Source organism: Streptomyces roseoviridis (assembly GCF_039535235.1).
GTDB classification, from domain to species: domain Bacteria; phylum Actinomycetota; class Actinomycetes; order Streptomycetales; family Streptomycetaceae; genus Streptomyces; species Streptomyces roseoviridis.
Window position 1 is genome coordinate 6,093,876 of the sequence record NZ_BAAAWU010000001.1, and the last position, 23,116, is coordinate 6,116,991.

Sequence of the window (23,116 nt, forward strand, 5' to 3'; positions counted from 1 at the left end):
ACGCGCTGGATACCGCTCCGTAACCTCTGAAGTAGCTCAAATACGGGCGTTCAGTGACATCGGCCACAGTCAGCAACCGGGTCTTGCCGTGAGGATGTGCGCTGGCCGTGCCGGGAGCCCCACAAGGGCACGGCCGGGTACCGCACAGACCCTCCCCCCTCACGAAGGCGAACAACTCCATGAGTGACCGCATCACTGCGGCCGACCCGCTGTCCGCCACGCAGGCGGCGCCCGCGGCGTCGCAGGCTTCCGCCCACGTCGACGCCGGTGACGCCGGGTACCGCAAGGACCTCAAGTCCCGGCACATCAACATGATCGCCATCGGCGGCGCCATCGGCACCGGCCTCTTCCTCGGGGCCGGCGGCCGCATGGCCAACGCCGGACCCTCGCTCTTCATCGCGTACGCGGTCTGCGGCGTCTTCGCCTTCTTCGTCGTCCGGGCCCTCGGCGAGCTCGTGCTCTACCGCCCCTCCTCCGGCGCCTTCGTCTCCTACGCCCGTGAGTTCATGGGCGAGAAGGGCGCCTACACGGCCGGCTGGCTGTACTTCCTCAACTGGTCGACCACCGCCGTCGCGGACATCACCGCCGCCGCCACCTACGCCCACTTCTGGGCGATGTTCAGCGACATCCCGCAGTGGATCCTCGCCCTGATCGCCCTCGCGATCGTGCTCGCCGCCAACCTCATCTCCGTGAAGTACTTCGGCGAGATGGAGTTCTGGTTCGCGATCATCAAGGTCGCCGCGCTCGTCGCCTTCATGGTCGTCGGCATCTTCCTCGTCGTCACCTCCCACGACGTGGGCGGCCACACCCCGGGCCTCGCCAACATCACCGACAACGGCGGCATCTTCCCCAACGGCATGATGCCGATGCTGCTGCTGATCCAGGGCGTCGTCTTCGCCTACGCCTCCGTCGAGCTGTGCGGCGTCGCCGCCGGCGAGACCGAGAACCCCGAGAAGATCATGCCCAAGGCGATCAACTCGATCATGTGGCGCGTCGGCCTCTTCTACGTCGGCTCCGTCGTCCTGCTCGCGCTGATCCTCCCGTACACCGCCTACTCCGGCGACCAGAGCCCCTTCGTCACCGTCTTCGACAAGCTCGGCGTCCCCGGCGCCGCCGGCGTGATGAACCTCGTCGTGCTCACCGCCGCCCTCTCCAGCCTCAACTCGGGCCTCTACTCCACCGGCCGCATCCTGCGCTCCATGTCGCTGGCCGGCTCCGCGCCCAAGTTCACCGGCGTCATGAACAAGGGCGGCGTCCCCTACGGCGGCATCCTGCTCACCGCGGGCTTCGGCGTCGCCGGCGTCATCCTCAACGCCCGGATGCCCGAGGAAGCCTTCGAGCTCGTGCTGAACTTCGCCTCCATCGGCATCATCGGCACCTGGGCCATGATCATGGTCTGCTCGCTGCTCTTCGTGCGCCGCTCCAAGGAGGGCAAGCTCGCCCGGCCCTCCTACCAGCTGCCCTGGGCCCCGTACACCCAGATCGTGACCCTGCTCTTCCTCGGCTCCGTCCTCGTCCTCATGTGGATGGACGGCGGCATCGGCCGCACCACCGTCAACTGCCTGCCGCTGATCGCCGCGGCCCTGGTCGGCGGCTGGTTCCTGGTCCGCAAGCGGGTCCGCGCCACCGAGGACAGCCGCCAGGACTGACCCCCTCCGCTTCCCCCCACGGGAAGAGCGAGACCCCCGCAGGCACGAACCGCGGGGGTCTCGCGTTTGGTCAGGAGACAGTGGTACGCAAGATCCTTACAGAGCCTGACCGCCCAGACACCGTCGGAGAAGGGAAGCTCGCCATGCCGCAGCAGGTCCAGGGGGTCGTCGCCCCCGGCAGGAACGAACCCGTACGGGTCGAGACGATCCTCATCCCCGACCCGGGCCCGGGCGAGGCGGTGGTGAGGATCCAGGCGTGCGGAGTCTGCCACACCGACCTCCACTACAAGCAGGGCGGAATCAACGACGACTTCCCCTTCCTCCTCGGCCACGAGGCCGCCGGGGTCGTCGAGTCCGTCGGCGCCGGCGTCACCGACGTCGCCCCCGGCGACTTCGTCGTCCTCAACTGGCGCGCCGTCTGCGGCCAGTGCCGCGCCTGCCTGCGCGGCCGCCCCTGGTACTGCTTCGACACCCACAACGCCAAGCAGAGGATGACGCTGGCCGGGACCTCCGGTGCCGGCGGGACGGAGCTCTCCCCGGCCCTCGGCATCGGCGCCTTCGCGGAGAAGACCCTGGTCGCCGCCGGCCAGTGCACCAAGGTCGACCCCGCCGTCGCCCCGGAGATCGCCGGACTCCTCGGCTGCGGCGTGATGGCCGGCATCGGCGCCGCGATCAACACCGGCGGCGTCGGCCGCGGCGACAGCGTCGCCGTCATCGGCTGCGGCGGCGTCGGCGACGCCGCGATCGTCGGCTCCCGCCTCGCCGGAGCCGCCCGGATCATCGCCGTCGACATCGACGACCGCAAGCTCGACACCGCCCGCCGGATGGGCGCCACCCACACCGTGAACTCCCGCACCGACGACCCCGTCGAAGCCATCAGAGAACTCACCGGCGGCTTCGGCGCCGACGTCGTCATCGAGGCCGTCGGCCGCCCCGAGACCTACGAGCAGGCCTTCTACGCCCGCGACCTCGCCGGCACCGTCGTCCTCGTGGGCGTCCCCACCCCCGAGATGAGGCTCGAACTCCCGCTCCTCGACGTCTTCGGCCGCGGCGGCGCGCTCAAGTCCTCCTGGTACGGCGACTGCCTGCCCTCCCGCGACTTCCCCATGCTCATCGACCTGCACCAGCAGGGCCGCATCGACCTCGGCGCCTTCGTCACCGAGACCATCGGGCTCGGCGATGTCGAGAAGGCATTCGCCCGCATGCGCGAAGGCGACGTCCTGCGCTCGGTGGTGGTCCTCTGATGGCCGCCCGCATCGACCACCTCGTCACCTCCGGCACCTTCAGCCTCGACGGCGGCACCTGGGAGGTCGACAACAACGTCTGGATCGTCGGCGACGACACCGAGGCGATCGTCATCGACGCCGCCCACGACGCCGACGCGATCCTCGCCGCCCTCGACGGCCGCACCCTGCGCGCCATCGTCTGCACCCACGCCCACGACGACCACATCGGCGCGGCCCCCGCCCTCGCCGCCGCCACCGGCGCCCGGATCCTGCTCCACCCCGCCGACCAGCCGCTGTGGAAGCTGACCCACCCCGACCACACCCCCGACGGCGACCTCGCCGACGGCCAGGTCCTCACCATCGCCGGGACCGACCTCCACGTCCTGCACACCCCCGGCCACGCCCCCGGCGCCGTCTGCCTCCACGCCCCCGACCTCGGCACCGTCTTCACCGGCGACACCCTCTTCCAGGGCGGCCCCGGCGCCACCGGCCGGTCCTTCTCCGACTTCCCGACCATCATCGACTCGATCAGGGACAGGCTCCTCACCCTGCCGCCGCGGACCGTGGTCCGCACCGGCCACGGCGACCCCACCACCGTCGGCGCCGAGGCGCCGCACCTCGAGGAATGGATCAACCGGGGCCACTGAGCCGCAGCCGGCTCTCGAAACGCCTCTCCACGCCCGAGAACGGGTCGGTGAACTCCAGCCACCGCGCCAGCAACCGCAGCGGCCGCCCGAAGTCCTCCGGCCCGTCCTCCCGCACCACCGGGTACAGCGGATCGTCCAGGATCGGCAGGCCCAGCGCGTTCATGTGCACCCGCAGCTGATGGGTCCGCCCGGTCACCGGCACCAGCCGGTACCGGGCCAGACCGCCCGCCCGCGCGAGGAGCTCCACCCGGCTCTCGGCGTTCGGCTCGCCCGGCACCTCCCGTGCCGCCTGCACACCCCGCTCCTTCTCGATCCGGCTGCGCACCGTCACCGGCAGCGCCACCCGGGGGTCGTACGGCGCCACCGCCTCGTACGCCTTGGACACCCTCCGATCCCGGAACAGCGTCTGGTACGCGCCCCGGTCCTCGGGCCGTACGACGAACAGCACGAGCCCCGCCGTCAGCCGGTCGAGCCGGTGCGCCGGCTGCAACGCGGGCAGGCCCAGCTCCCGGCGCAGGCGCGCGAGCGCCGTCTCGGTCACGTGCCGGCCGCGCGGCATCGTCGCCAGGAAGTGCGGCTTGTCCGCGATCACGATCCGCTCGTCCCGGTACACCACCCCGACCTCGAACGGCACCCGCTCCTCCACCGGGAACTCCCGGTGGAACCACAGAAAGCGCCCCGCCGCGTACGGCTCGTCACCCCCGGCCGGCCGCCCGTCGGCCCCCACGAAGCAGCCGTCCCGCAGCATCCGCTCGACCCGGCCGGCCCCGACCGCCGCCGCGTACCGGTCCCGCAGGTGGTCCCCGACGGTCGCCCACACCCCACCGGGATCCTCGGGCAGCCGCACCCGCACCGCGTCGACCCCGTCCCGCTGGGGCAGCGGAGAGGCGGGGGCCTTCGTCCTGCGTCGCACCGGTCCTCCCGCCTCCACAAGGCCGTGATCAGGCCATGATCAGGCCATGATCAAGTCATCGTCTTCGGGCAACGACAAGAAGGACCCCACGTGGTGTGGGGTCCTTCGCTGGTGTCCGAGGGGGGACTTGAACCCCCACGCCCGATAAAGGGCACTAGCACCTCAAGCTAGCGCGTCTGCCATTCCGCCACCCGGACAGGTGTCTTGTCCTCCCGGCCCCGCTGGGCCGTTCCGACGAGGAAAACCATAGCAAACATTCGAGGTGGCCGATCACCACCCCCTCGGCGGTCTCGGCATGTGACGGCCGCATGTCGCCGGGTGGACGGCCTTGGGTGCCGAGGGGCCCGCACGGGAGGATGGGGGCGACCACCAGTCATCACGTGGGGCACGTAGTGGGAGGAAGCAGCGTGAGCGAGTCGAACACCGGCAGGGGCGTCACGGGCGAGGACGAGGTCGTCGACCTGTGCCGTGACCTGATCCGCATCGACACCAGCAACTACGGCGACCACTCGGGGCCGGGAGAGCGGGCGGCGGCCGAGTACGTCGCGGAGAAGCTCGCCGAGGTCGGACTCGAGCCGAAGATCATCGAGTCGCACAAGGGGCGGGCCTCCACCGTCGCCCGGATCGAGGGCGAGGACCCCTCGCGGCCGGCCCTCCTCATCCACGGCCACACCGACGTCGTCCCGGCCAACGCCGAGGACTGGACCCACCACCCCTTCTCCGGCGAGATCGCCGACGGCTGCGTCTGGGGCCGCGGCGCCGTCGACATGAAGGACATGGACGCGATGACCCTGGCGGTCGTCCGCGACCGGCTGCGCAGCGGCCGCAAGCCGCCGCGTGACATCGTGCTCGCCTTCCTCGCCGACGAGGAGGCCGGCGGTACCTACGGCGCCCGCCACCTCGTCGACAAGCACCGCGACCTCTTCGACGGGGTCACGGAGGCGATCGGCGAGGTCGGCGGCTTCTCCTTCACCGTGAACGAGAACCTCCGCCTCTACCTGGTCGAGACCGCCCAGAAGGGCATGCACTGGATGCGGCTGACCGTCGAGGGCACCGCCGGCCACGGCTCCATGACCAACGACGACAACGCCATCACCGAACTGTGCGAGGCGGTCGGCCGGCTCGGCCGCCACACCTGGCCGGTGCGCGTCACCAAGACCGTGCGGTCCTTCCTCGACGAGCTCTCCGACGCCCTCGGCACCCCCCTCGACCCCGAGGACATGGACGCCACGCTCGCCAAGCTCGGCGGCATCGCCAAGATGATCGGCGCCACCCTGCGCAACTCCGCCGCCCCCACCATGCTCGGCGCCGGCTACAAGGTGAACGTCATCCCCGGCCAGGCCACCGCGCACGTCGACGGCCGCTTCCTGCCCGGTTACGAGGAGGAGTTCCTGGCCGACCTCGACCGCATCCTCGGCCCCCGCGTCAAGCGCGAGGACGTGCACGGCGACAAGGCCCTGGAGACCAGCTTCGACGGCGACCTGGTCGACGCCATGCAGCTGGCCCTGCGTGCCGAGGACCCGATCGCCCGGGCCGTGCCGTACATGCTCTCCGGCGGCACCGACGCGAAGTCCTTCGACGACCTCGGCATCCGCTGCTTCGGCTTCGCCCCGCTCCAGCTGCCGCCGGAGCTCGACTTCGCCGGCATGTTCCACGGGGTCGACGAGCGGGTGCCGGTGGACGGCCTGAAGTTCGGTGTGCGGGTCCTCGACCGGTTCATCGACGCCTCCTGACGGTCACCGTGCGTGCGGGAAATCGCTCGCGCGTGCAGTCCTGCCCGGAACGGGTGAATGCCCGAGGAGCCTCGTAGCCACCCCGGTTCCCCCTCGTTACAGGTGTTGCGGTCCGCGGCTGGGACCGCATTGCCTACAAGGAGGAATAATGATCAAGAAGGTCGTCGCTGCTGCGGCTGCCACCGGCGGTCTCGTTCTCGCGGGTGCGGGCATGGCCGTTGCCGACGCGGGTGCCCAGGGTGCGGCCATCGGTTCCCCCGGTGTCCTCTCGGGCAACGTCGTCCAGGTGCCGGTCCACGTTCCCGTGAACGTGTGCGGGAACACGGTCACCATCATCGGGCTGCTGAACCCCACCTTCGGCAACACCTGCATCAACGCCTGACGTTGTGCCTCGACCCCTGAGGGTCTGAGCCAAGGCCGGCCCCGGAGTGCGTGCCATGCACTCCGGGGCCGGTGGTTGTTCCGTCACGAGCAGAGAAGCAGGTAACAGCAATGCGACAGGTCACACGCATCACCCGCAAGAGCATCCTGGTCGTCGCGGCGGCGGGCGGCATGATCGCCCTCGGCGGCGGCCACGCGCAGGCCGGCTCCGGCGCGAGCGGTACGGCGTCCGACTCACCGGGCGTCGCGTCCGGCAACAGCGTCCAGGCCCCGGTCCACGCCCCGGTCAACGTCTGCGGCAACACCGTCAACGTCGTCGGACTGCTGAACCCGGCGTTCGGCAACTCCTGCGCCAACCAGAGCGCGCCGGGCGGCTACGGGGACGACGGCGGTTCCTCCGCCGGCGGCCACACCTCCGACTCGCCGGGCGTCGGCTCCGGCAACAACGTCCAGGTGCCGGTCGAGGCCCCGGTGAACGTCTGCGGCAACGGCGTCACGGGCATCGGCCTCGGCAACGCCGCCGGCCCCAACGACTGCGGCTACGGCGTCGAGCCGACGCCTCCCGGGCACCCGGGAGAGCCGGGGGAGCCGGGCAACCCCGGGAACCCGGAGAACCCGGGCAAGCCCGAGAACCCGGGCGGGCCCGGCGACTCCGGGGGCGAGCACCCGGAGAACCCCGGTACCCCCGGCACCCCGGGCGAGGGGCCGAACCAGCCCGGCCCCCACGCGCAGGACCGGCCCACCGAGGAGCTCGCGCACACCGGCGCGAGCACGCTCGGTATCGCCGTACCGGTCGGCGCGGGTCTGCTGCTCGCCGGCTCCGTGATCTACCGCCGGGCCCGCCGCAGCGCGTAGTCCCGCCGGGCGGCACGGCGAAAGGAGAGGGCCCCGCGATCTCGCGGGGCCCTTCGTCTCACCAGGTGGCGCGGATCTGACGGATGATGCGCCGCCGCAGCCGCACCCTGCGGCTGCCGTCGCGGTGCAGGCTCAGTCGGTCCAACTCCCAGTGTCCGTACTCGGCATGGTCGGTCAAAAGCCGCGTCGCCTCCTTGCGGGAGACGCCGCGCGGCACGTACACATCGACAAATTCGTATTCCGGCATCGCATCTATTGTGCGGCCAAGGGTCCGGTACGGATAGCGTCTGTCCTATGTCTGATGCTGCGCAGCCCACCGCTGCCGAGGTACGCGCCGCCGCCGAGGCGGTCAAAGCCGCACTGGACCGCCACCTCGCGGCGGTCGAGGGACGCACCGGGGACGACGACCCGGCCGTCTACGAGGCCTTCAACGCGCTCGCGGCGGCGGCGGAGGCGTACGACGAGGCCCTCTACGACCGGTACGACGAGGTCACCCCCTTCGAGATCCCCGGCGCCGACGACTCCCTGCCGCCCTACGCGGGACCGGAGGAGCCGCACGCCCTCAGCGTGCTGATCCGCCGCGACTACGCCGTGGTGGAGCCCCAGCGGCTCATCGCCCAGGCCCGCCGGGTGACCGACCCCGACCGGGACGAGGTCGCGGGGACGACCCACGCGGCGCTCGGAGTCCTCTTCGGCGAGTACGAACCTGACGAAATCGCGTCCCGTCACAAGGAATTCGGCCTGGAGGAGGGCGACTCCACGCTCTGGGTCGAGGCCGCCGAGGAACTGCCCGAACCGGGGGAGTGGCTGCACGCCCCCTTCGAGCAGGCCGACCCCGAGCGGATCGTCTGCCGCTTCGACATCAGCGCCGTCTTCGACGACGAGCCGGACGAGGACCTGGAGCACCGGGCCCGCCCGGCCTGATCGATCCCCGGCCACGGGACCAGAGGATCAAGAGACCACGGGACCACGCGCCACGGGCGCCCCTCCGCGAGAGCGGGGAGGGCGCCCGTGGCGCGTGGCGCTTCGCGCGTCCGCGCGGTGCTACGCCTCGTCCTCGTGGAGCAGCGTCTCCAGGAGCGGGCGCAGCCGGGTCGTGCGCTCGGGGGTCCGGCCCTCGGCCACCGCGCGCGGCAGCGCCTGGTCGACGCCGTGCACGACCGAGAGGTGCCGCTCGGCCCGACCGAACGCCGTGTACACCCAGGCCCTGCTCAGGCCCGCGGCCGCGTCCCCGGGCAGCACCACGACCGCCGCCGGCCAGCATGACCCGACCGCCTGGTGCGCGGTCAGCGCCCAGCCGTGCCGCAACGACGACTCGACCCGCTCCTTCGGTACGACGACCCGCTCCCCGGCGCAGTCCAGGTGCAGGCCCTCGGCGTCGGCCGAGACGACCGTGCCGGTGACCGTGCGGCCCGGGGCGGGGGAGTGGGCCACCCGGTCGCCCGGGTCGTACCCGCCGAAGCGGCCGGGGCCGGGGTTGAGCCGCTGCTTGAGGGCGGCGTTGAGCGCGCGGGTGCCGGCGGAGCCGCCGTGTCCGACGGTGATCACCTGGGTCTGCCCGGCGGGCACCCCGAGCGCCCGCGGGATCGAGTCGGCGACGAGCTGCACCGTGCGGTGCACCGCCTCTCCGGCGTCCCGGACCGGGACGATCACGACCTCCTTGCCGGGGGCGTCGACCTGCGTCAGCTCGCCGACGCCGACGCCCGACACCAGCTCGCCGATCGGGCCCGGATCGGGGGTGCGCGAGGCGATCTGCGGCACGACGCGGGCCGCGAGCAGGTCGGCGAACACCCGGCCCGGTCCGGCCGACCCCAGCACGTGCGGGTCGCCGCTGAGCACCAGGCGGCAGCCGTCGGGCAGCGCCTCGACCAGCGCGGCGGCGCTCTCCACGTCGAGCTGCGGCGCGTCGAGCACCACCAGCAGGTCGAGCGCGAGGGCGCCCTCCGCGTCGCGGCCGGGCCCCGCCGCACCGGACAGAAGCCCGGCCACGGTCACGGCGCCCTCGCGCGTGGTGTGTGCCGCCACCGCCGCCCGCAGTCCCCGGGCACGGGCCTGCCGGGCCAGCGCGACCGGCTCGGCGCGGGCGGCCTCGCCACCCGTGTGCAGCACGAGACCGTGGCCTCCCGCGGCGCGGGCCAGCTCGGGGCCGTCCCACTGCTCGGGCCGGACCGTACGGATCAGGCGGGCGACGCCGTCGGCGAGGCTCTCCTCCGCGAGCGCGTACCGCTCGAGCCCGAGCAGCACCGGCACCTCGGGGCGCGACCCGCCCGCTCCGCCCTCGGCCGGCTCCTCCTGCCCGTCCTGCTCCTCCTCGTCCTCCTCCTGGAAGACGAGGACGGCGGCTTCGGACACCGCGAGGTCGACGGCCTGGTCGGGCTCGGGCACTGCCAGCCGGCCGAGTCCCTCCCGCACGGCTCCGATCTCCAGGGCCGTGTGGCCCTTCAGCGCGGCCTGCTCCAGGAGCCAGGCGGTGAGGGCCACGACCCGGCGCGGATCGGCGGGACCGCACTGCGGGCCGAGGAGCGCCCGCGCGAAGCCGTCCGCCTGCTCCGGCCGCACCCCCGGCACGGCGAGCAACTGCCACGGATCCTCCTGAAGGGCCCGCGCCGCGCCTTCACCGAGCACGGTGGCCACCGGCCCGGCGAGCGTCTCGGGTGCCCCGCCGCGCCCGAGGACCTGCCGCACGGACGCCGTCGTCTCCTCGGTCACCACCGGTGCCGGGGGCACGGGCGGACGGACGGTCGTCTCCGGTGCCGCTGCCGCCACGGGACGCGGCGGCGCGGGCGTCTCGACGCGCGGGACCGCGACCGGCCTGGCGCCGCTCTCCACGGCCCGTACGGCCGCGAGGAGATCGGCGGCCGTCCCGCTCAGCTTCGCGCCCGCCTCCACGGGCCCGCCCCGCTCGGCCTTCCGCTGCTCGATCCTGGCCCGCAACTCCCGCTGGGCGGCGAGCTCGGCCTCCGCCGCGGACACCTCACGTGCGGCGGCGTCGTTCCCGGCGGGAGTCCCGTTCCCGGTCTCGGCTTCGCCCTCCGCGTCGTTCCCGGCGGGAGTCCCGTCCCCGGTCTCGGCTTCGCCCTCCGCGTCGCTCCCGGCGGGGGCCTCCTGCCCGGTGGCTTCTGCGGTCGTGTCGTCATCCCGGCCCGCACCGGACTCGGCGTCACCCGCCTCCTCCGGCTCCTCGGCCGCCGGTCCCCGCGCCTCCGCGTCGTCGTCCCCGGGCGCCTCCCCACGGGCGCCCTCGTCCCGTCCGGTCACCTCGCGGGTCTCCTGAGCGGCGGCCTGGGCCTCCGGCGCACCGGCGGTGGCCTCCGTGCCGTCCGCCGAGCGCGCGGCACCGTCCGCGGACGCCGGGCCGTCCCCGGCGGCCGTGCGGGCCGGGTCGGCTGGGGCCGTGGTGTCCGCGCCGGGGGCGGCGTCGTCGGCCGGCCCGGCCTCGGGCCGGGGCGTGAGGGCGTCGGCGGCCTCGGGCGTGTTCTCCCCGGAAGGCTCGGTCACAAGGTGCTCCAGTCGTGATCCGGATAGCGGTGCACGGGCGCCGACACGTCGTCGAGGGCCCGGCAGATCTCGTCAGGAAGACTAAGGCTCTCCACTGACAGCGCGGCTCTGAGCTGCTGCGCGTTGCGCGCGCCGATGATCGGGGCGGTCACGCCGGGGCGGTCGCGGACCCAGGCGAGGGCGACCTGCAGCGGGGTGGCGGCGAGACCGTCGGCCGCCGTGCTGACCGCGTCGACGATCCGGCCGGCCGCCTCGTCCAAGTACGGCTCGACGAAGGGGGCCAGGGCCTCCGAGCCGCCGCGCGAGTCCGTCGGTGTGCCGTGCCGGTACTTCCCCGTGAGCACCCCGCGTCCGAGCGGAGAGGAGGGCAGCAGCCCTATGCCGAGGTCCAGCGCGGCCGGCAGCACCTCCCGCTCGACACCGCGCTGGAGCAGCGAGTACTCCATCTGCGTCCCGGCGAGACGGGTGCGGTCGCCGCCGAGCTGCCAGGTCGCGGCCTTCGCCAGCTGCCAGCCGCAGAAGTTCGACACGCCCGCATAGCGGGCCCGTCCGCTGCGCACGGCGATGTCGAGGGCCTGCAGCGACTCCTCCAGCGGGGTGTGCGGGTCGTAGGCGTGCAGCAGCCACAGGTCGACGTGGTCCGTGCCGAGCCGGGCGAGCGAGGCGTCGAGCGCGCCCAGCAGGTGACCGCGCGAGCCGTCGGTGCGCCGGTCGGGGTCGGGGACGCTGCCCGCCTTGGTCGAGATGACCAGGTCCCGGCGCGGCACGACACCCGACCGGTCGTCCATGAGCCGCCCGAGCAGATACTCCGCCTCGCCGCCGCCGTACACGTCCGCGGTGTCGACCAGCGTGCCGCCCGCGTCCCAGAACGCCTTCAACTGCTCGGCGGCGTCGTGCTCGTCGGTGTCCCGGCCCCACGTGAGGGTGCCGAGCCCGAGCCGGGACACGCGCAGGCCGGTACGTCCGAGATGCCTCTGCTCCATGGCCGCGAGATTACTGGCCACGGCACGACGCGGAGAGAGCCTGTGGACAACCTGTCCACAGGCTCGTCGGGCTCCTGTCCGGGGCGCGGCCCGCACGCTAGAGTCCCGCACACAGGTCGTTACCGATGGGTAAGGGGTACGTGGCATGCGGCTCGGCATCAACCTCGGCTACTGGGGCGCGGGCATGGACGGCGACAACCTCGCCGTGGCGCAGGAGGCCGACCGCCTCGGCTACGACGTGTGCTGGGCGGCGGAGGCGTACGGCTCCGACGCCCCCACCGTGCTGTCCTGGGTCGCCGCCAAGACCGAGCGGATCGACGTCGGTTCGGCGATCATGCAGATCCCGGCCCGCCAGCCCGCGATGACGGCGATGACCGCCGCCACCCTCGACTCCCTCTCCGGAGGCCGCTTCCGCCTCGGCCTCGGCGTCTCGGGCCCCCAGGTCTCCGAGGGCTGGTACGGCGTCAAGTTCGACAAGCCGCTGGCCCGCACCCGCGAGTACGTCGAGATCGTCCGCAAGGCCATGTCCCGCGAGCGCCTCACCCACCAGGGGGAGCACTGGACGCTGCCGCTGCCCGACGGGCCGGGCAAGCCGATCAAGCTGACGGTCCACCCGACCCGCCCGCACATCCCGCTCTACATCGCCGCCATCGGCCCCCGGAACCTGGAGCAGACCGGCGAGATCGCCGACGGCGCCCTGCTCATCTTTCCCTCCGCCGAGCACCTGGAGGAGACCGCCCTGCGTCACCTCCGCGCGGGCCGCGAGAAGGCCGGGCTGACGATGGAGGGCTTCGACGTCCACCCCACGCTGCCGCTGGCCCTGGGCGACGACATCGACGCCCTGGCCGACGTCTTCCGCCCGTACACCGCGCTCTACGTCGGCGGCATGGGAAGCCGCAAGCAGAACTTCTACAACCAGCTCGCCCGGCGCATGGGCTACGAGAAGGCCGCCGCCGAGATCCAGGACAAGTACCTGGCCGGGGACAAGGACGGCGCCGCCGCGGCCGTTCCCCGGCAGCTGATCGACCAGACCACCCTGCTCGGCTCCGTCGACCGCATCGCCGACCGCATGACGGCCTACGCGGCGGCCGGGGTCACCACCCTGACCCTCGCCCCGGCCGGCTTCACCCTGGACGAGCGGATCGCCGCCCTCCGCGCGGGTGTGGAGGCCCTGGAGCGGGCCGGGCTCGCGTAACGGACGGAGCGCCGGGGCCCGGAGAAGAGGTCCGCGGCCGTGGTGGGGGCTCGGGGGTCTTCCCCGCCACGGCCGTCACGCAGCTCAACGCGCGAGCGGGCCCGGGGTTACGCGCCCCGCGGCACGTGCTCCTCGCTTCCTCCCCGGCCCTGCGGCCGCCTCTTACCCGCCCGCGCCCGTACCCCGTTCGGCCCAGCCCCCGGGGTGCTCCTGTTGCCCGCCCGGCCGGGCCGCACTTGACTCGTACTCCGCGGGCGTGCGGCGTACGGACGTCCGCATGGAGGTGGCACCCATGCTTTCGGCCAAGAGCCTGTTCCAGGAAATCATCGACGACGACGTGTCCTTCCAGCTCTTCTGCTCCATCGCCGCCAGCGGCGAGGCCCAGGGAGGCTGGGAGAACGGCCGGATCGCCGCCCTCGTCCCGTCCGGCATGCGGGACATGGCCCCGAAGATCGCCCGGCACGGCGCCGACGAGGACAAGCACGGCCGGATCTTCAACGCGCTGCTGAGGAAGCGGGGCCTGGAACCCGTCCCCGTCCCGCCCGAGACGGACTACACGATGCTCCTCGAACGGCGCGGGATCGGCCTGGCCCACGACAAGCTCCGCCGGGACGAGCCCCTCACCGAGCGGGACATCGTCGTCTACCTCAGCCACAGCCGGGTCACCGAGCAGCGCGCCGCCGACCAGATGGACATGCTCGTCAGGGACTTCGGCCGGCACCCCGAGCTCGGCAAGGCCATCAACATGATCGACAACGACGAGGCCAACCACCTCGCCTACTGCCACGAGGAACTGCTTCGCCTCAACTACGAGGGGCACGGCCGGCTGATCCAGCACACCCTGCGCGCGTCCGCGCTCGCCGAGATCCAGGTCTACCGCGACGTCAGCCTCGCCGTGATGCGCCACATGGGCCGCATCCTGCGCTGGCCCCGCGCGAAGTCCGCCGCGCTCGTGGCCGGCATCCACGCCGTGTACGCGTACGAGCGGGCCGCCGGCTGGCACCGGATGGTGGACCTGCGCATGCCGGAGCGCCGCGACGCCCTCGGAGGGCCCGTGACGCCCGCCCCGGCCTTCTGAGCCCGCCTCCGCGCACACCGACGGCGCGGCGCGGATCGCTCACATCCAGCCGCGCCGCTTGAACAGCCGGTACAGGCCCGCCACCGCCCCGGCCATCAGCAGCACCACCGCCGGATACGACCAGGTCCAGCGCAGTTCCGGCATGTGGTCGAAGTTCATGCCGTAGATCCCGGCGACCATCGTGGGCACCGCGGCCATCGCCGCCCACGCCGAGATCTTCCGCATGTCGTCGTTCTGCCGCACGCCCATCTGCGCCAGATGCGCCGACAGCACGTCCGACAGCAGCCGGTCCAGGCCCTCGACCTGCTCCGTCGCCCGCAGCAGGTGGTCCTGGACGTCCCGGAAGAACGGCTTCGACCGCTCGCGCACGAAGGGCACCGCCCCCGACGCCAGCCGGGCCATCGGCCCGGCCAGCGGACTGCTCGCCCGCCGGAACTCCAGGACCTGCCGCTTCGCCGTGTAGATCCGCTCCGCCGTCCGCCCGGGCCCGGTGCCGGACGACGACGGCGCGAAGACGTCCGCCTCCAGCTCCTCCAGGTCGACCTGGAGCTCGGCCGCCACCTCCAGGTAGTGGTCCACCACCGCGTCGCTGATCGCGTACAGCACCGACGTCGGGCCGTGCTTCAGCACCTCCGGATCGGCCTCCAGACGCCTGCGCACCGCCGCGAGCGGAGCACCCTCGCCGTGCCGCACCGTCACCACGAACGAGTCGCCGATGAAGACCATCAGCTCGCCCGACGACACCCGGTCGCTCTCCGGCTCGTACACCACCGGCTTGAGCACCGCGAACAGCGAGTCGTCGTACACCTCCAGCTTCGGCCGCTGGTGCGCCTTGAGGGCGTCCTCGACGGCCAGCGGGTGCAGCGAGAACTCCGCCGTGACGTGGTCGAACTCGTCCGCCGTGGGCTCGTGCAGGCCCACCCACAAGAACGCGTCCCCGGACGCCCGCGCCGCCGCCAGCGCGTCCGACAGATCTCCGGGGTCGTCCGTCCTGCGCCCGTCCCGGTACAGGGCTGAGTCCACGATCACGGCCCGTATTCTCCCCTTCCCACTCCCGTCACGCACCCGCACGCCACCCCCCTACCCCCTAGGCTGGCCGACATGGCCACGCTCCTCCTCGTCCGGCACGGACGCTCCACCGCCAACACCTCCGGAGTGCTCGCCGGGCGCACGCCCGGCGTGGCGCTCGACGAACGCGGTGCCGCGCAGGCCGCCGCGCTGCCCGGGCGGCTCGCCGGGGTGCCGCTCGCCGCGGTCGTCTCCAGTCCGCTCCAGCGCTGCCGCGAGACCATGCGGCCGCTGCTCGACGCCCGCCCCGGACTTCCGCTGCACACCGAGGAGCGGATCAACGAGTGCGACTACGGCGACTGGTCGGGCCGCAAGCTCGCCGAGCTCATGGACGAACCGCTCATGCAGGTCGTCCAGGGCCACGCCTCGGCAGCCGCCTTCCCCGGCGGCGAGTCCATGCGCGCCATGCAGGCCCGGGCCGTGGACGCGGTCCGCGACTGGAACGAGCGGATCGAGGCCGAGCACGGCGAGGACGCCGTCTACGCGATGTGCTCGCACGGCGACATCATCAAGGCCCTCGTCGCCGACGCCCTCGGCCTCCACCTGGACCTCTTCCAGCGCATCCACGTCGACCCCTGCTCGCTCACCGTCATCCGCTACACCCGCCTGCGCCCCTTCCTCGTCCGCCTCGGCGACACCGGCGACCTCGCCGGCCTCGCCCCCCGCGAGACTCCCGGCGACGGCGGTGCGGCGGAGGTCGGAGGCGGTGCGGGCGCACCGTGATCCATCCGCGCAGTAGGGTGGACGCGCCGCTGTAAGGCGCCGCAAGACCAGTCCGCAGCACCACAGTCGAGACCCAAGGGAGTCGGGAACGTGTCCCGTCAGGTGTTCCTCTACGACCCACCGGAGCGTTTCGTGGCCGGCACGGTCGGGCTGCCTGGCCGCCGTACGTTCTTCCTGCAGGCGTCCGCGGGCGGCCGGGTCACCAGCGTCGCCCTGGAGAAGACGCAGGTCGCCGCCCTCGCCGAGCGGATCGACGAACTCCTCGACGAGGTCGTGCGCCGCACCGGCGGCAACGCCCCCGTGCCCGCGGTCGCCCCGCCGGACACCACCGACACCGCCCCCCTGGACACCCCCGTCGAGGAGGAGTTCCGGGTCGGCACCATGGCCCTCGCCTGGGACGGCGAGGAGCAGCGCATGATCGTCGAGGCGCAGGCGCTCGTCGAGCTCGACGCGGACTCCGAGGAGGACCTCGCCGAGGCCGAGGAGCGGCTGCTCCAGGACGAGGAGAACGGCCCGCCGATGCTGCGGGTCCGGCTCACCGGCGCCCAGGCCAGGGCCTTCGCCAAGCGGGCCCTCGACGTGGTCAACGCCGGCCGCCCGCCGTGCCCCCTGTGCAGCCTGCCGCTCGACCCGGAGGGCCACGTCTGCCCGCGCCAGAACGGATACCGTCGCGGCGCATGAGCAGTCACCAGGCCCTCGCGGCGGTCGACCTGCTCGCCCGGGGGGAGCTGACCGTGCGCGGCCAGGTCCGCGAGGCATCCAACGCCGTGCTGTTCTGCTCCGTCGCGTACGGGGGCGAGGAAGCGGCCTGCGTGTACAAGCCGGTCGCGGGGGAGCGGCCGCTGTGGGACTTCCCCGACGGCACCCTCGCCCAGCGGGAGGTCGCCGCCTACGAGCTGTCCGAGGCGACCGGCTGGGGCCTGGTCCCGCCGACGGTGCTGCGCGACGGACCGTACGGCGAGGGCATGGTCCAGCTGTGGATCGAGGCCGACCCGGAGGCGACCCTGCTCGCCCTCGTCGAGGACGAGGAGCCGGGCGAGGGCTGGAAGGCCGTCGGGCCCGCCCAGGTCGCCGAGGGCCGCACGGCACTGCTCGTGCACGCCGACACCCCGGAGCTGCGCCGGCTCGCCGTCCTGGACGCCGTGATCAACAACGGCGACCGCAAGGGCGGCCACCTGCTGCCGGCGCCCGGCGGGCGCCTCTACGGGATCGACCACGGGGTCTCCTTCCACGTGGACGACAAGCTGCGCACGCTGCTGTGGGGCTGGGCGGGGGAGGAGCTCACCGAGGAGGCCGCCGCCGTCCTGGAGACGCTGGACGCGCGGCTCGCGCCGGGCACTCCACTGGCCGAACGGCTCGCCGGACTCCTGACGCCCGCCGAGGTGGACGCCCTGCGGGGGCGGGTCGCCGTGCTGCGCGGGACCGGCCGCCACCCCGTACCGTCGGGTCAGTGGCCCGCGATCCCCTGGCCACCGGTGTGAGCACCGGCGCCTGAGCTGCGGCCCGCCTCGGCGACCGATGCTTTTCGGCCAATTCATGGCGGACCCGTGAGACCCCCTGGGGGTATGCATGGGCGGCGCCGTCCCGCAAGACCGTGAGATCGGACAAGATCCCGCATGCGGTTCGTATCCGGAACAGCTGTCCGGTTACGCTCAGGACATGCATGCCTGGCCCGCTTCTGAGGTCCCCGCCCTGCCCGGCAAGGGCCGCGACCTCCGGATTCACGACACCGCGACCGGTGGACGAGTGACCCTCGCCCCCGGCCCCGTCGCCCGCATCTACGTCTGCGGCATCACGCCGTACGACGCCACCCACATGGGACACGCGGCGACCTACAACGCGTTCGACCTCGTTCAGCGCGTGTGGCTCGACACCAAGCGGCAGGTTCACTACGTCCAGAACGTCACCGACGTGGACGACCCGCTCCTGGAGCGGGCCGTCCGCGACGGCATCGACTGGGTCGGCCTCGCCGAGCGCGAGACCGCGCTCTTCCGCGAGGACATGACCGCCCTGCGCATGCTGCCCCCGCAGCAGTACATCGGCGCGGTCGAGGCCATACCGGGCATCGTCCCCCTCGTGGAGCGGCTGCGGGACTCCGGCGCCGCCTACGAGCTCGACGGCGACATCTACTTCTCCGTCGAGGCCGACCCGCACTTCGGCAAGGTCTCGCACTACGACACCGAGCTGATGCGCCACCTGTCCGCCGAGCGCGGCGGCGACCCGGACCGACCGGGCAAGAAGAACCCCCTCGACCCGATGCTGTGGATGGCCGCCCGCGAGGGCGAGCCCCGCTGGGACGGCGGCAGCCTCGGCCCCGGCCGCCCCGGCTGGCACATCGAGTGCGTCGCCATCGCCCTCGACCACCTCGGCATGGGCTTCGACGTCCAGGGCGGCGGCTCCGACCTGATCTTCCCGCACCACGAGATGGGCGCCTCCCACGCCCAGGCCCTCACCGGCGAGTTCCCCATGGCCAAGGCGTACGTCCACGCCGGCATGGTCGCCCTGAACGGCGAGAAGATGTCCAAGTCCAAGGGCAACCTGGTCTTCGTCTCGGCGCTGCGCCGCGACGGCGTCGACCCGGCCGCCATCCGGCTCGCCCTGCTCTCGCACCACTACCGGGACGACTGGGAGTGGACCGACCAGGTCCTGCGCGACGCCCTCGACCGCCTCGGCCGCTGGCGCGCCGCCGTCTCCCGCCCCGACGGCCCCTCGGCCGACGCCCTCGTCGAGGAGGTCCGCGAGGCGCTCGCCGACGACCTGGACGCCCCGGCCGCGCTGGCCGCGGTCGACCGCTGGGTGGCCCTCCAGACCGCCGAGGGCGGCACCGACGAGTCCGCCCCCGGCCTCGTCTCCCGCGCGGTCGACGCGCTGCTCGGCGTCGCCCTGTAACGCATCCGGCCCGCGCGCCGGCGGGCCGCTTTCGGACCCGGGGTCCAGGAGCGGCCCGCGTGCTGCCGGGGCCGGCGGAAACGGCTACGGGAGGGGCGGCCGTGCCACCCCTCCCGTACCGCTCACTCCCCGGCGTCCTCGCCGTCCTGCCGCTGCTCGCCGTCGGCCGTACGCCGCTCCGGGCCCGGCTCACGCCCCTGGCCCGGCCCCGGCTCGCCCGCGCCCTGCTCGCGGTTCTCGTCCGCGGCCCGCCGCCCCGGACCCTCGTCCGGGCCGTGCTCACGGCTCTCCTCCGCGGCCCGCCGCTCCGCCGGACCGTCGTCCGCGGCCCGCTGCTCCGGCTCCGCGCCCGGCACCGCCTCGGGGCCGGGCTGCTGGGGCTTCGGCGGGCGGGTGCGCTCGCTCGTGCCGTCCCGCAGATACGAGGTGTCGCCGCCCTCCGTCGCCATCCCCGGCCCGGCGCCGGGACCCGGCCCCGGACCCGAGCCCGGCTCACGCCGCCGCAGATAGCGCTCGAACTCGCGGGCGATGGCCTCGCCGGACGCCTCCGGAAGCTCCGCGGTGTCCCGCGCCTCCTCCAGCGTCTGCACGTACTCGGCCACCTCGCTGTCCTCGGCGGCCAGCTGGTCCACGCCCAGCTGCCACGCCCGCGCGTCCTCGGGCAGCTCGCCCAGCGGGATGCGCAGGCCGATCAGGTCCTCGAGCCGGTTGAGCAGCGCCAGCGTCGCCTTGGGGTTCGGCGGCTGCGACACGTAGTGGGGAACGGCCGCCCACAGGCTGACCGCGGGCACCCCGGCGTGCGTGCACGCCTCCTGGAGGATGCCGACGATGCCGGTCGGGCCCTCGTAGCGCGTCTCCTCCAGCTCCATGGTCCGGGCCAGATCCGGGTCGGAGGTGACCCCGCTGACCGGCACCGGACGGGTGTGCGGGGTGTCACCGAGCAGCGCGCCCAGGATCACCACCATCTCCACACCCAGCTCGTGCGCGAAGCCGAGGAGTTCGTTGCAGAACGAACGCCAGCGCATCGACGGTTCGATCCCGCGCACCAGGACCAGGTCCCGGGGCTTGTCGCCGCCGATGCGCACCACCGAGAGCCGGGTCGTCGGCCAGGTGATCTTCCGGACGCCGCCGTCCAGCCACACGGTGGGCCGGTTGACCTGGAAGTCGTAGTAGTCCTCGGCGTCGAGCGCCGCGAACACCTCGCCCTTCCACTCCCGGTCCAGATGGGCGACCGCCGCGGAGGCGGCGTCACCGGCGTCGTTCCACCCCTCGAACGCGGCCACCATGACCGGGTCGATCAGCTCGGGCACCCCCTCGAGCTCGATCACCCAGCGCCTCCTTCGTCGAAGTTCCTGTCGTACGGACCAACCTTATGCCTTTCCGGCGGCCCGCCCGCCGCCCTCGGACCCGCCCGAGAGCCGTCACGGCCTTGATCGACTACCCAGGAACTCCCGTCCGCACGCGTGGTGACGTCACTCCCGCCACAGGGTGGTGGGGGCCTCCTCGCGCACCACCGGGGCGATCTCCTCGGCGAACCGTTCCAGCGTCTCGATCTGCTCCGCCGTGGACTGCCCGAAGGCGTCCACGGTGACCGACTGGAGGTCGTGGCGGTACACCTCGTGGTAGCCCAGGATCTTGTCGACGATCTGCTGCGGCGAGCCGATCAGCTGGGGGCCGCCCGCGATCGCCTCCTCGATGGTGCGGTACGGGGTGTTGTAGCCGGCCCTGCCTTGGAGTTCGGGCCGGAAGGACTGGCGGACCCTCGCCTCGTAGAGGTCCTTGTAGCGGCTGACGGCCTGCTCGGCGGTGTCGGCGATGAGCAGCCCGCCGGAACCCGCCGCCACGCGCGCGTGGCGCGGGTCGTGCCCGTACTCCTCGAACTTCTCCCGGTAGTGGGCGACGAGCCGCGCGTACGCCTCGCGGGGCTGGACGGCGTTGGCGGTGAACAGGGGATCGCCGTGCCGGGCCGCGAGTTCGGGGGAGTCGAGGCTGGTGGCGGATCCGTGCCAGATCCGCGGGGGACCGCCGTACGGGCGGGGCAGGGTGGTCACGTTCCGCAGCGCGGGACGGAACTCGCCCTCCCAGTCGACGCCTTCCTCGGTCCACAGCCGGCGCAGCAGTTCGTACTTCTCCCGCTGGAGGTCCCACTGCCGCTTCTCGTCGAGGCCGAAGAGGTCGAAGTGACCGGCCTCCGCTCCCTTGCCGACGACGAGTTCGACCCGGCCCCGGGAGAGCTGGTCGAGCGTGGCGTAGTCCTCGGCGACCCGGACCGGGTCGAGGATCGCGACCACCGTCACACCGGTCAGGAGCCGGATGCGGGAGGTGCGGGCCGCGAGGGCGCCGAGCACCACCGAGGGGCTGGAGGAGAGGAAGGGGCCCGCGTGCCGCTCGCCGATCGCGTACGCGTCGAATCCGAGCCGCTCGGCGGCCTCGCCGACCGCCAGGACCTGCTCCAGGCGGTCGGCGGGCGACGGCAGTTCGCCGGTGAGGGGATGCGGGGCATGGCCGATGAGAGAGAGCACCTGAAACCTCATGTCCCCACTCTGCGCGCCGGGTGTTGCGGCGGTGTGGCCGCCGTATGGCAGCGGTCTCGGCGCGTGTGAGGGGCGGCCTCCGCGCGCGTGAGGGGCGGTCTCGTTCGAGACCGCCCCTCACAACGGACGCCGCCTACTTGCGCAGCATGTCCTCGACCTTGCCGCGGATCTCGTCCGTGGCCAGACCGCGGATGGTCAGCGTGGTGCGGCGGCGCAGCACGTCGTCCGCCGTCTCGGCCCACTCGTGGTCGCGGGCGTAGGCGACCTGGGCCCAGATCTCCGGCGCGTCGGGGTGGATGCGCTCGGCGAGCTCGGGGTTCTCGTTCGCCATGCGGGCGATGTCGAAGGAGAGCGAACCGTAGTGCGTCGCCAGGTGCTTGGCGGTGTCGGCGGCCATCCGCGGGCCGGGCGCCGGCCCGTCCACGAGCAGCCGGTGGGCGACCGCGTTCGGGTTGGCGATGCCGGGCAGCGGCAGCCGCTTCGGCAGCGTGGCGACCGGCTCGTAGTCCTCGCCGAGGGGGTGGCCCGGCAGGGACTCCAGCTTCCTCATGATGGTGCGGCCGATGTGGCGGAAGGTGGTCCACTTGCCGCCGGCGACCGACAGCATGCCGCCGCGGCCCTCGGTGACCACCGTCTCGCGCTTGGCCTTGGAGGTGTCGCCGGGACCGCCCGGCAGCACCCGCAGACCCGCGAAGGCGTAGGTGATCAGGGAGCGGTCGAGCTGCTGGTCGCGGATGGAGAAGGCGGCCTCGTCCAGGATCTGGGCGATGTCCTTGTCGTTGACCGCGACCTCGCCCGGGTCGCCCTCGTACTCCTCGTCGGTGGTGCCGAGCAGCAGCATGTCCTCCCAGGGGAGGGCGAAGGTGATTCGGTACTTGTCGATCGGGGTGGCCAGCGCGGCCTTCCAGGGGGCGGTGCGCTTGAGGACCAGGTGCGCGCCCTTGGAGAGGCGGATGGAGGGGGCCGCGTTCGGGTCCTCCATCTTGCGCAGGTGGTCGACCCACGGTCCGGTGGCGTTGAGGACCAGACGGGCGCCGACGCCGAACTCCGTGCCGTCGAGGCGGTCCCTGAGCTCGGCGCCGGTGACCCGGCCGTTGGTGAAGCGCAGGCCCGTGACCTCGGCGTGGTTGAGGACGACCGCCCCGGCGTCGACGGCGGCGCGGACCGTCATCAGCGCCATGCGGGCGTCGTTCATCTGGTCGTCGCCGTAGACGGCGACGGCCTTCAGGTTGTCCGTGCGCAGCTCCGGCACGTCCTGGGCGGCCTTGGCGGGGCTCAGCAGGTGTCCGACGCCGTCGCCGAAGGCGGACAGCGCGCTGTAGGCGAAGACCCCGGCGCCGAGCTTGGCCGCGCCGTGCGGGCCGCCCTTGTAGACGGGCAGGTAGAAGGTGAGCGGGTTGGACAGGTGGGGCGCCACCTGACGGGAGACCGCGCGCCGCTCGAAGTGGTTCTCCGCGACCAGCTTGACCGCGCCGGTCTGCAGGTAGCGCAGGCCGCCGTGGAGCAGCTTGGAGGAGGCGGAGGAGGTGGCGCCGGCGAAGTCGCCGGCGTCCACCAGGGCCACCCGCAGTCCGGACTGCGCGGCGTGCCAGGCGGTGGAGATGCCCAGGATGCCGCCGCCGATCACCAGGAGGTCGTACGTCGCCTTGGACAGCTGCTCTCTGGTCTCGGCGCGGGTCGGCAGGGAACCGGCAGCCGGGTGCATCCCCAGGGAGGGGAGGCTCTGCAGGGTGGTCATCGCGAA

21 protein-coding genes and 1 tRNA gene are annotated in these 23,116 nt (G+C 73.1%); 13 read left to right on the plus strand and 9 right to left on the minus strand.

Annotated features, from left to right (window positions below):
- The first annotated feature begins 179 nt into the window (after nt 1–179).
- The 3 genes from ABD954_RS27535 (at nt 180) to ABD954_RS27545 (ending at nt 3,522) form a co-directional block, all read left to right on the plus strand.
- On the plus strand, nt 180–1,649 hold the full coding sequence (locus ABD954_RS27535) for an amino acid permease (protein WP_345489978.1): 1,470 nt from the start codon (nt 180–182) through the stop codon (nt 1,647–1,649).
- Nucleotides 1,650–1,792: 143 nt separating this feature from the next.
- Nucleotides 1,793–2,893 carry an S-(hydroxymethyl)mycothiol dehydrogenase gene (locus ABD954_RS27540; RefSeq protein ID WP_345489980.1) on the plus strand — a complete coding sequence of 367 codons (1,101 nt, stop codon included), beginning with the start codon at nt 1,793–1,795 and terminating at the stop codon, nt 2,891–2,893.
- Nucleotides 2,893–3,522: an MBL fold metallo-hydrolase gene (locus ABD954_RS27545; protein ID WP_345489981.1), complete on the plus strand. Its 630-nt coding sequence runs from the start codon at nt 2,893–2,895 to the stop codon at nt 3,520–3,522. Before ABD954_RS27540 ends, ABD954_RS27545 begins: the two co-directional genes overlap by 1 nt.
- Here the strand turns inward: ABD954_RS27545 and ABD954_RS27550 are convergent.
- Both ABD954_RS27550 and ABD954_RS27555 read right to left on the minus strand, forming a co-directional pair.
- On the minus strand, nt 3,506–4,435 hold the full coding sequence (locus tag ABD954_RS27550; RefSeq protein WP_345489983.1) for an RluA family pseudouridine synthase: 930 nt from the start codon (nt 4,433–4,435) through the stop codon (nt 3,506–3,508). The genes ABD954_RS27545 and ABD954_RS27550 overlap by 17 nt on opposite strands.
- A gap of 109 nt (nt 4,436–4,544) precedes the next feature.
- Nucleotides 4,545–4,632: transfer RNA gene (locus ABD954_RS27555), tRNA-Leu, on the minus strand.
- Between the two features lie 210 nt (nt 4,633–4,842).
- Between ABD954_RS27555 and ABD954_RS27560 the strand changes: the two genes are divergently transcribed.
- From ABD954_RS27560 to ABD954_RS27570, 3 genes are all read left to right on the plus strand, one after another.
- The gene (locus ABD954_RS27560; protein ID WP_345489985.1) at nt 4,843–6,168 is read left to right on the plus strand and encodes a M20/M25/M40 family metallo-hydrolase; all 1,326 of its coding nucleotides are present in this window, start codon (nt 4,843–4,845) and stop codon (nt 6,166–6,168) included.
- Between the two features lie 148 nt (nt 6,169–6,316).
- Nucleotides 6,317–6,550 carry a chaplin ChpH gene (chpH, locus tag ABD954_RS27565; RefSeq protein WP_345489987.1) on the plus strand — a complete coding sequence of 78 codons (234 nt, stop codon included), beginning with the start codon at nt 6,317–6,319 and terminating at the stop codon, nt 6,548–6,550.
- A 110-nt stretch (nt 6,551–6,660) separates the two neighbouring features.
- Nucleotides 6,661–7,404 carry a chaplin gene (locus ABD954_RS27570; protein ID WP_345489989.1) on the plus strand — a complete coding sequence of 248 codons (744 nt, stop codon included), beginning with the start codon at nt 6,661–6,663 and terminating at the stop codon, nt 7,402–7,404.
- A gap of 58 nt (nt 7,405–7,462) precedes the next feature.
- Here ABD954_RS27570 and ABD954_RS27575 read toward each other — a convergent pair whose 3' ends face one another.
- The gene (locus ABD954_RS27575; protein WP_125749393.1) at nt 7,463–7,651 is read right to left on the minus strand and encodes a DUF5703 family protein; all 189 of its coding nucleotides are present in this window, start codon (nt 7,649–7,651) and stop codon (nt 7,463–7,465) included.
- Nucleotides 7,652–7,698: 47 nt separating this feature from the next.
- Here ABD954_RS27575 and ABD954_RS27580 point away from each other — a divergent pair, with 47 nt between their 5' ends.
- A complete protein-coding gene (locus tag ABD954_RS27580; RefSeq protein WP_345489993.1) occupies nt 7,699–8,328 on the plus strand; it encodes a hypothetical protein in 630 nt (209 codons plus the stop codon).
- Between the two features lie 120 nt (nt 8,329–8,448).
- Here the strand turns inward: ABD954_RS27580 and ABD954_RS27585 are convergent, their stop codons facing one another.
- Nucleotides 8,449–10,902 carry a helix-hairpin-helix domain-containing protein gene (locus tag ABD954_RS27585; protein ID WP_382745571.1) on the minus strand — a complete coding sequence of 818 codons (2,454 nt, stop codon included), beginning with the start codon at nt 10,900–10,902 and terminating at the stop codon, nt 8,449–8,451.
- Nucleotides 10,899–11,885 carry an aldo/keto reductase gene (locus ABD954_RS27590; protein WP_345489995.1) on the minus strand — a complete coding sequence of 329 codons (987 nt, stop codon included), beginning with the start codon at nt 11,883–11,885 and terminating at the stop codon, nt 10,899–10,901. The genes ABD954_RS27585 and ABD954_RS27590 overlap by 4 nt, the downstream gene beginning before the upstream one ends.
- Before the next feature lie 145 nt (nt 11,886–12,030).
- Here ABD954_RS27590 and ABD954_RS27595 point away from each other — a divergent pair, with 145 nt between their 5' ends.
- Nucleotides 12,031–13,080, plus strand: a complete 1,050-nt coding sequence (locus ABD954_RS27595) for an LLM class F420-dependent oxidoreductase (protein ID WP_345489997.1) — start codon at nt 12,031–12,033, stop codon at nt 13,078–13,080.
- Between the two features lie 292 nt (nt 13,081–13,372).
- Nucleotides 13,373–14,158 (plus strand): ferritin-like domain-containing protein, encoded by a 786-nt coding sequence (locus tag ABD954_RS27600; protein WP_345489999.1) that lies wholly within the window; start codon nt 13,373–13,375, stop codon nt 14,156–14,158.
- Between the two features lie 39 nt (nt 14,159–14,197).
- On the opposite strand, the gene ABD954_RS27605 is transcribed toward ABD954_RS27600, so the two are convergent.
- Nucleotides 14,198–15,196 (minus strand): magnesium and cobalt transport protein CorA, encoded by a 999-nt coding sequence (locus tag ABD954_RS27605; RefSeq protein WP_345492508.1) that lies wholly within the window; start codon nt 15,194–15,196, stop codon nt 14,198–14,200.
- Nucleotides 15,197–15,259: 63 nt separating this feature from the next.
- Between ABD954_RS27605 and ABD954_RS27610 the strand changes: the two genes are divergently transcribed.
- The 4 genes from ABD954_RS27610 (at nt 15,260) to mshC (ending at nt 18,838) form a co-directional block, all read left to right on the plus strand.
- The gene (locus ABD954_RS27610; protein ID WP_345490001.1) at nt 15,260–15,949 is read left to right on the plus strand and encodes a histidine phosphatase family protein; all 690 of its coding nucleotides are present in this window, start codon (nt 15,260–15,262) and stop codon (nt 15,947–15,949) included.
- Between the two features lie 90 nt (nt 15,950–16,039).
- Nucleotides 16,040–16,630, plus strand: a complete 591-nt coding sequence (locus ABD954_RS27615) for a DUF3090 domain-containing protein (RefSeq protein ID WP_345490003.1) — start codon at nt 16,040–16,042, stop codon at nt 16,628–16,630.
- The gene (locus ABD954_RS27620) at nt 16,594–17,430 is read left to right on the plus strand and encodes an SCO1664 family protein (RefSeq protein WP_382745598.1); all 837 of its coding nucleotides are present in this window, start codon (nt 16,594–16,596) and stop codon (nt 17,428–17,430) included. The genes ABD954_RS27615 and ABD954_RS27620 overlap by 37 nt, the downstream gene beginning before the upstream one ends.
- A gap of 178 nt (nt 17,431–17,608) precedes the next feature.
- A complete protein-coding gene (mshC, locus tag ABD954_RS27625) occupies nt 17,609–18,838 on the plus strand; it encodes a cysteine--1-D-myo-inosityl 2-amino-2-deoxy-alpha-D-glucopyranoside ligase (RefSeq protein ID WP_345490007.1) in 1,230 nt (409 codons plus the stop codon).
- A gap of 122 nt (nt 18,839–18,960) precedes the next feature.
- Here mshC and ABD954_RS27630 read toward each other — a convergent pair whose 3' ends face one another.
- The 3 genes from ABD954_RS27630 to ABD954_RS27640 form a co-directional block, all read right to left on the minus strand.
- Nucleotides 18,961–20,166 (minus strand): PAC2 family protein, encoded by a 1,206-nt coding sequence (locus tag ABD954_RS27630; RefSeq protein WP_345490009.1) that lies wholly within the window; start codon nt 20,164–20,166, stop codon nt 18,961–18,963.
- Between the two features lie 144 nt (nt 20,167–20,310).
- Complete coding sequence (locus tag ABD954_RS27635; protein ID WP_345490011.1) at nt 20,311–21,372, minus strand: LLM class flavin-dependent oxidoreductase; 1,062 nt, start codon at nt 21,370–21,372, stop codon at nt 20,311–20,313.
- Nucleotides 21,373–21,505: 133 nt separating this feature from the next.
- Nucleotides 21,506–23,110 (minus strand): glycerol-3-phosphate dehydrogenase/oxidase, encoded by a 1,605-nt coding sequence (locus ABD954_RS27640; RefSeq protein WP_345490013.1) that lies wholly within the window; start codon nt 23,108–23,110, stop codon nt 21,506–21,508.
- Nucleotides 23,111–23,116 lie beyond the last annotated feature (6 nt).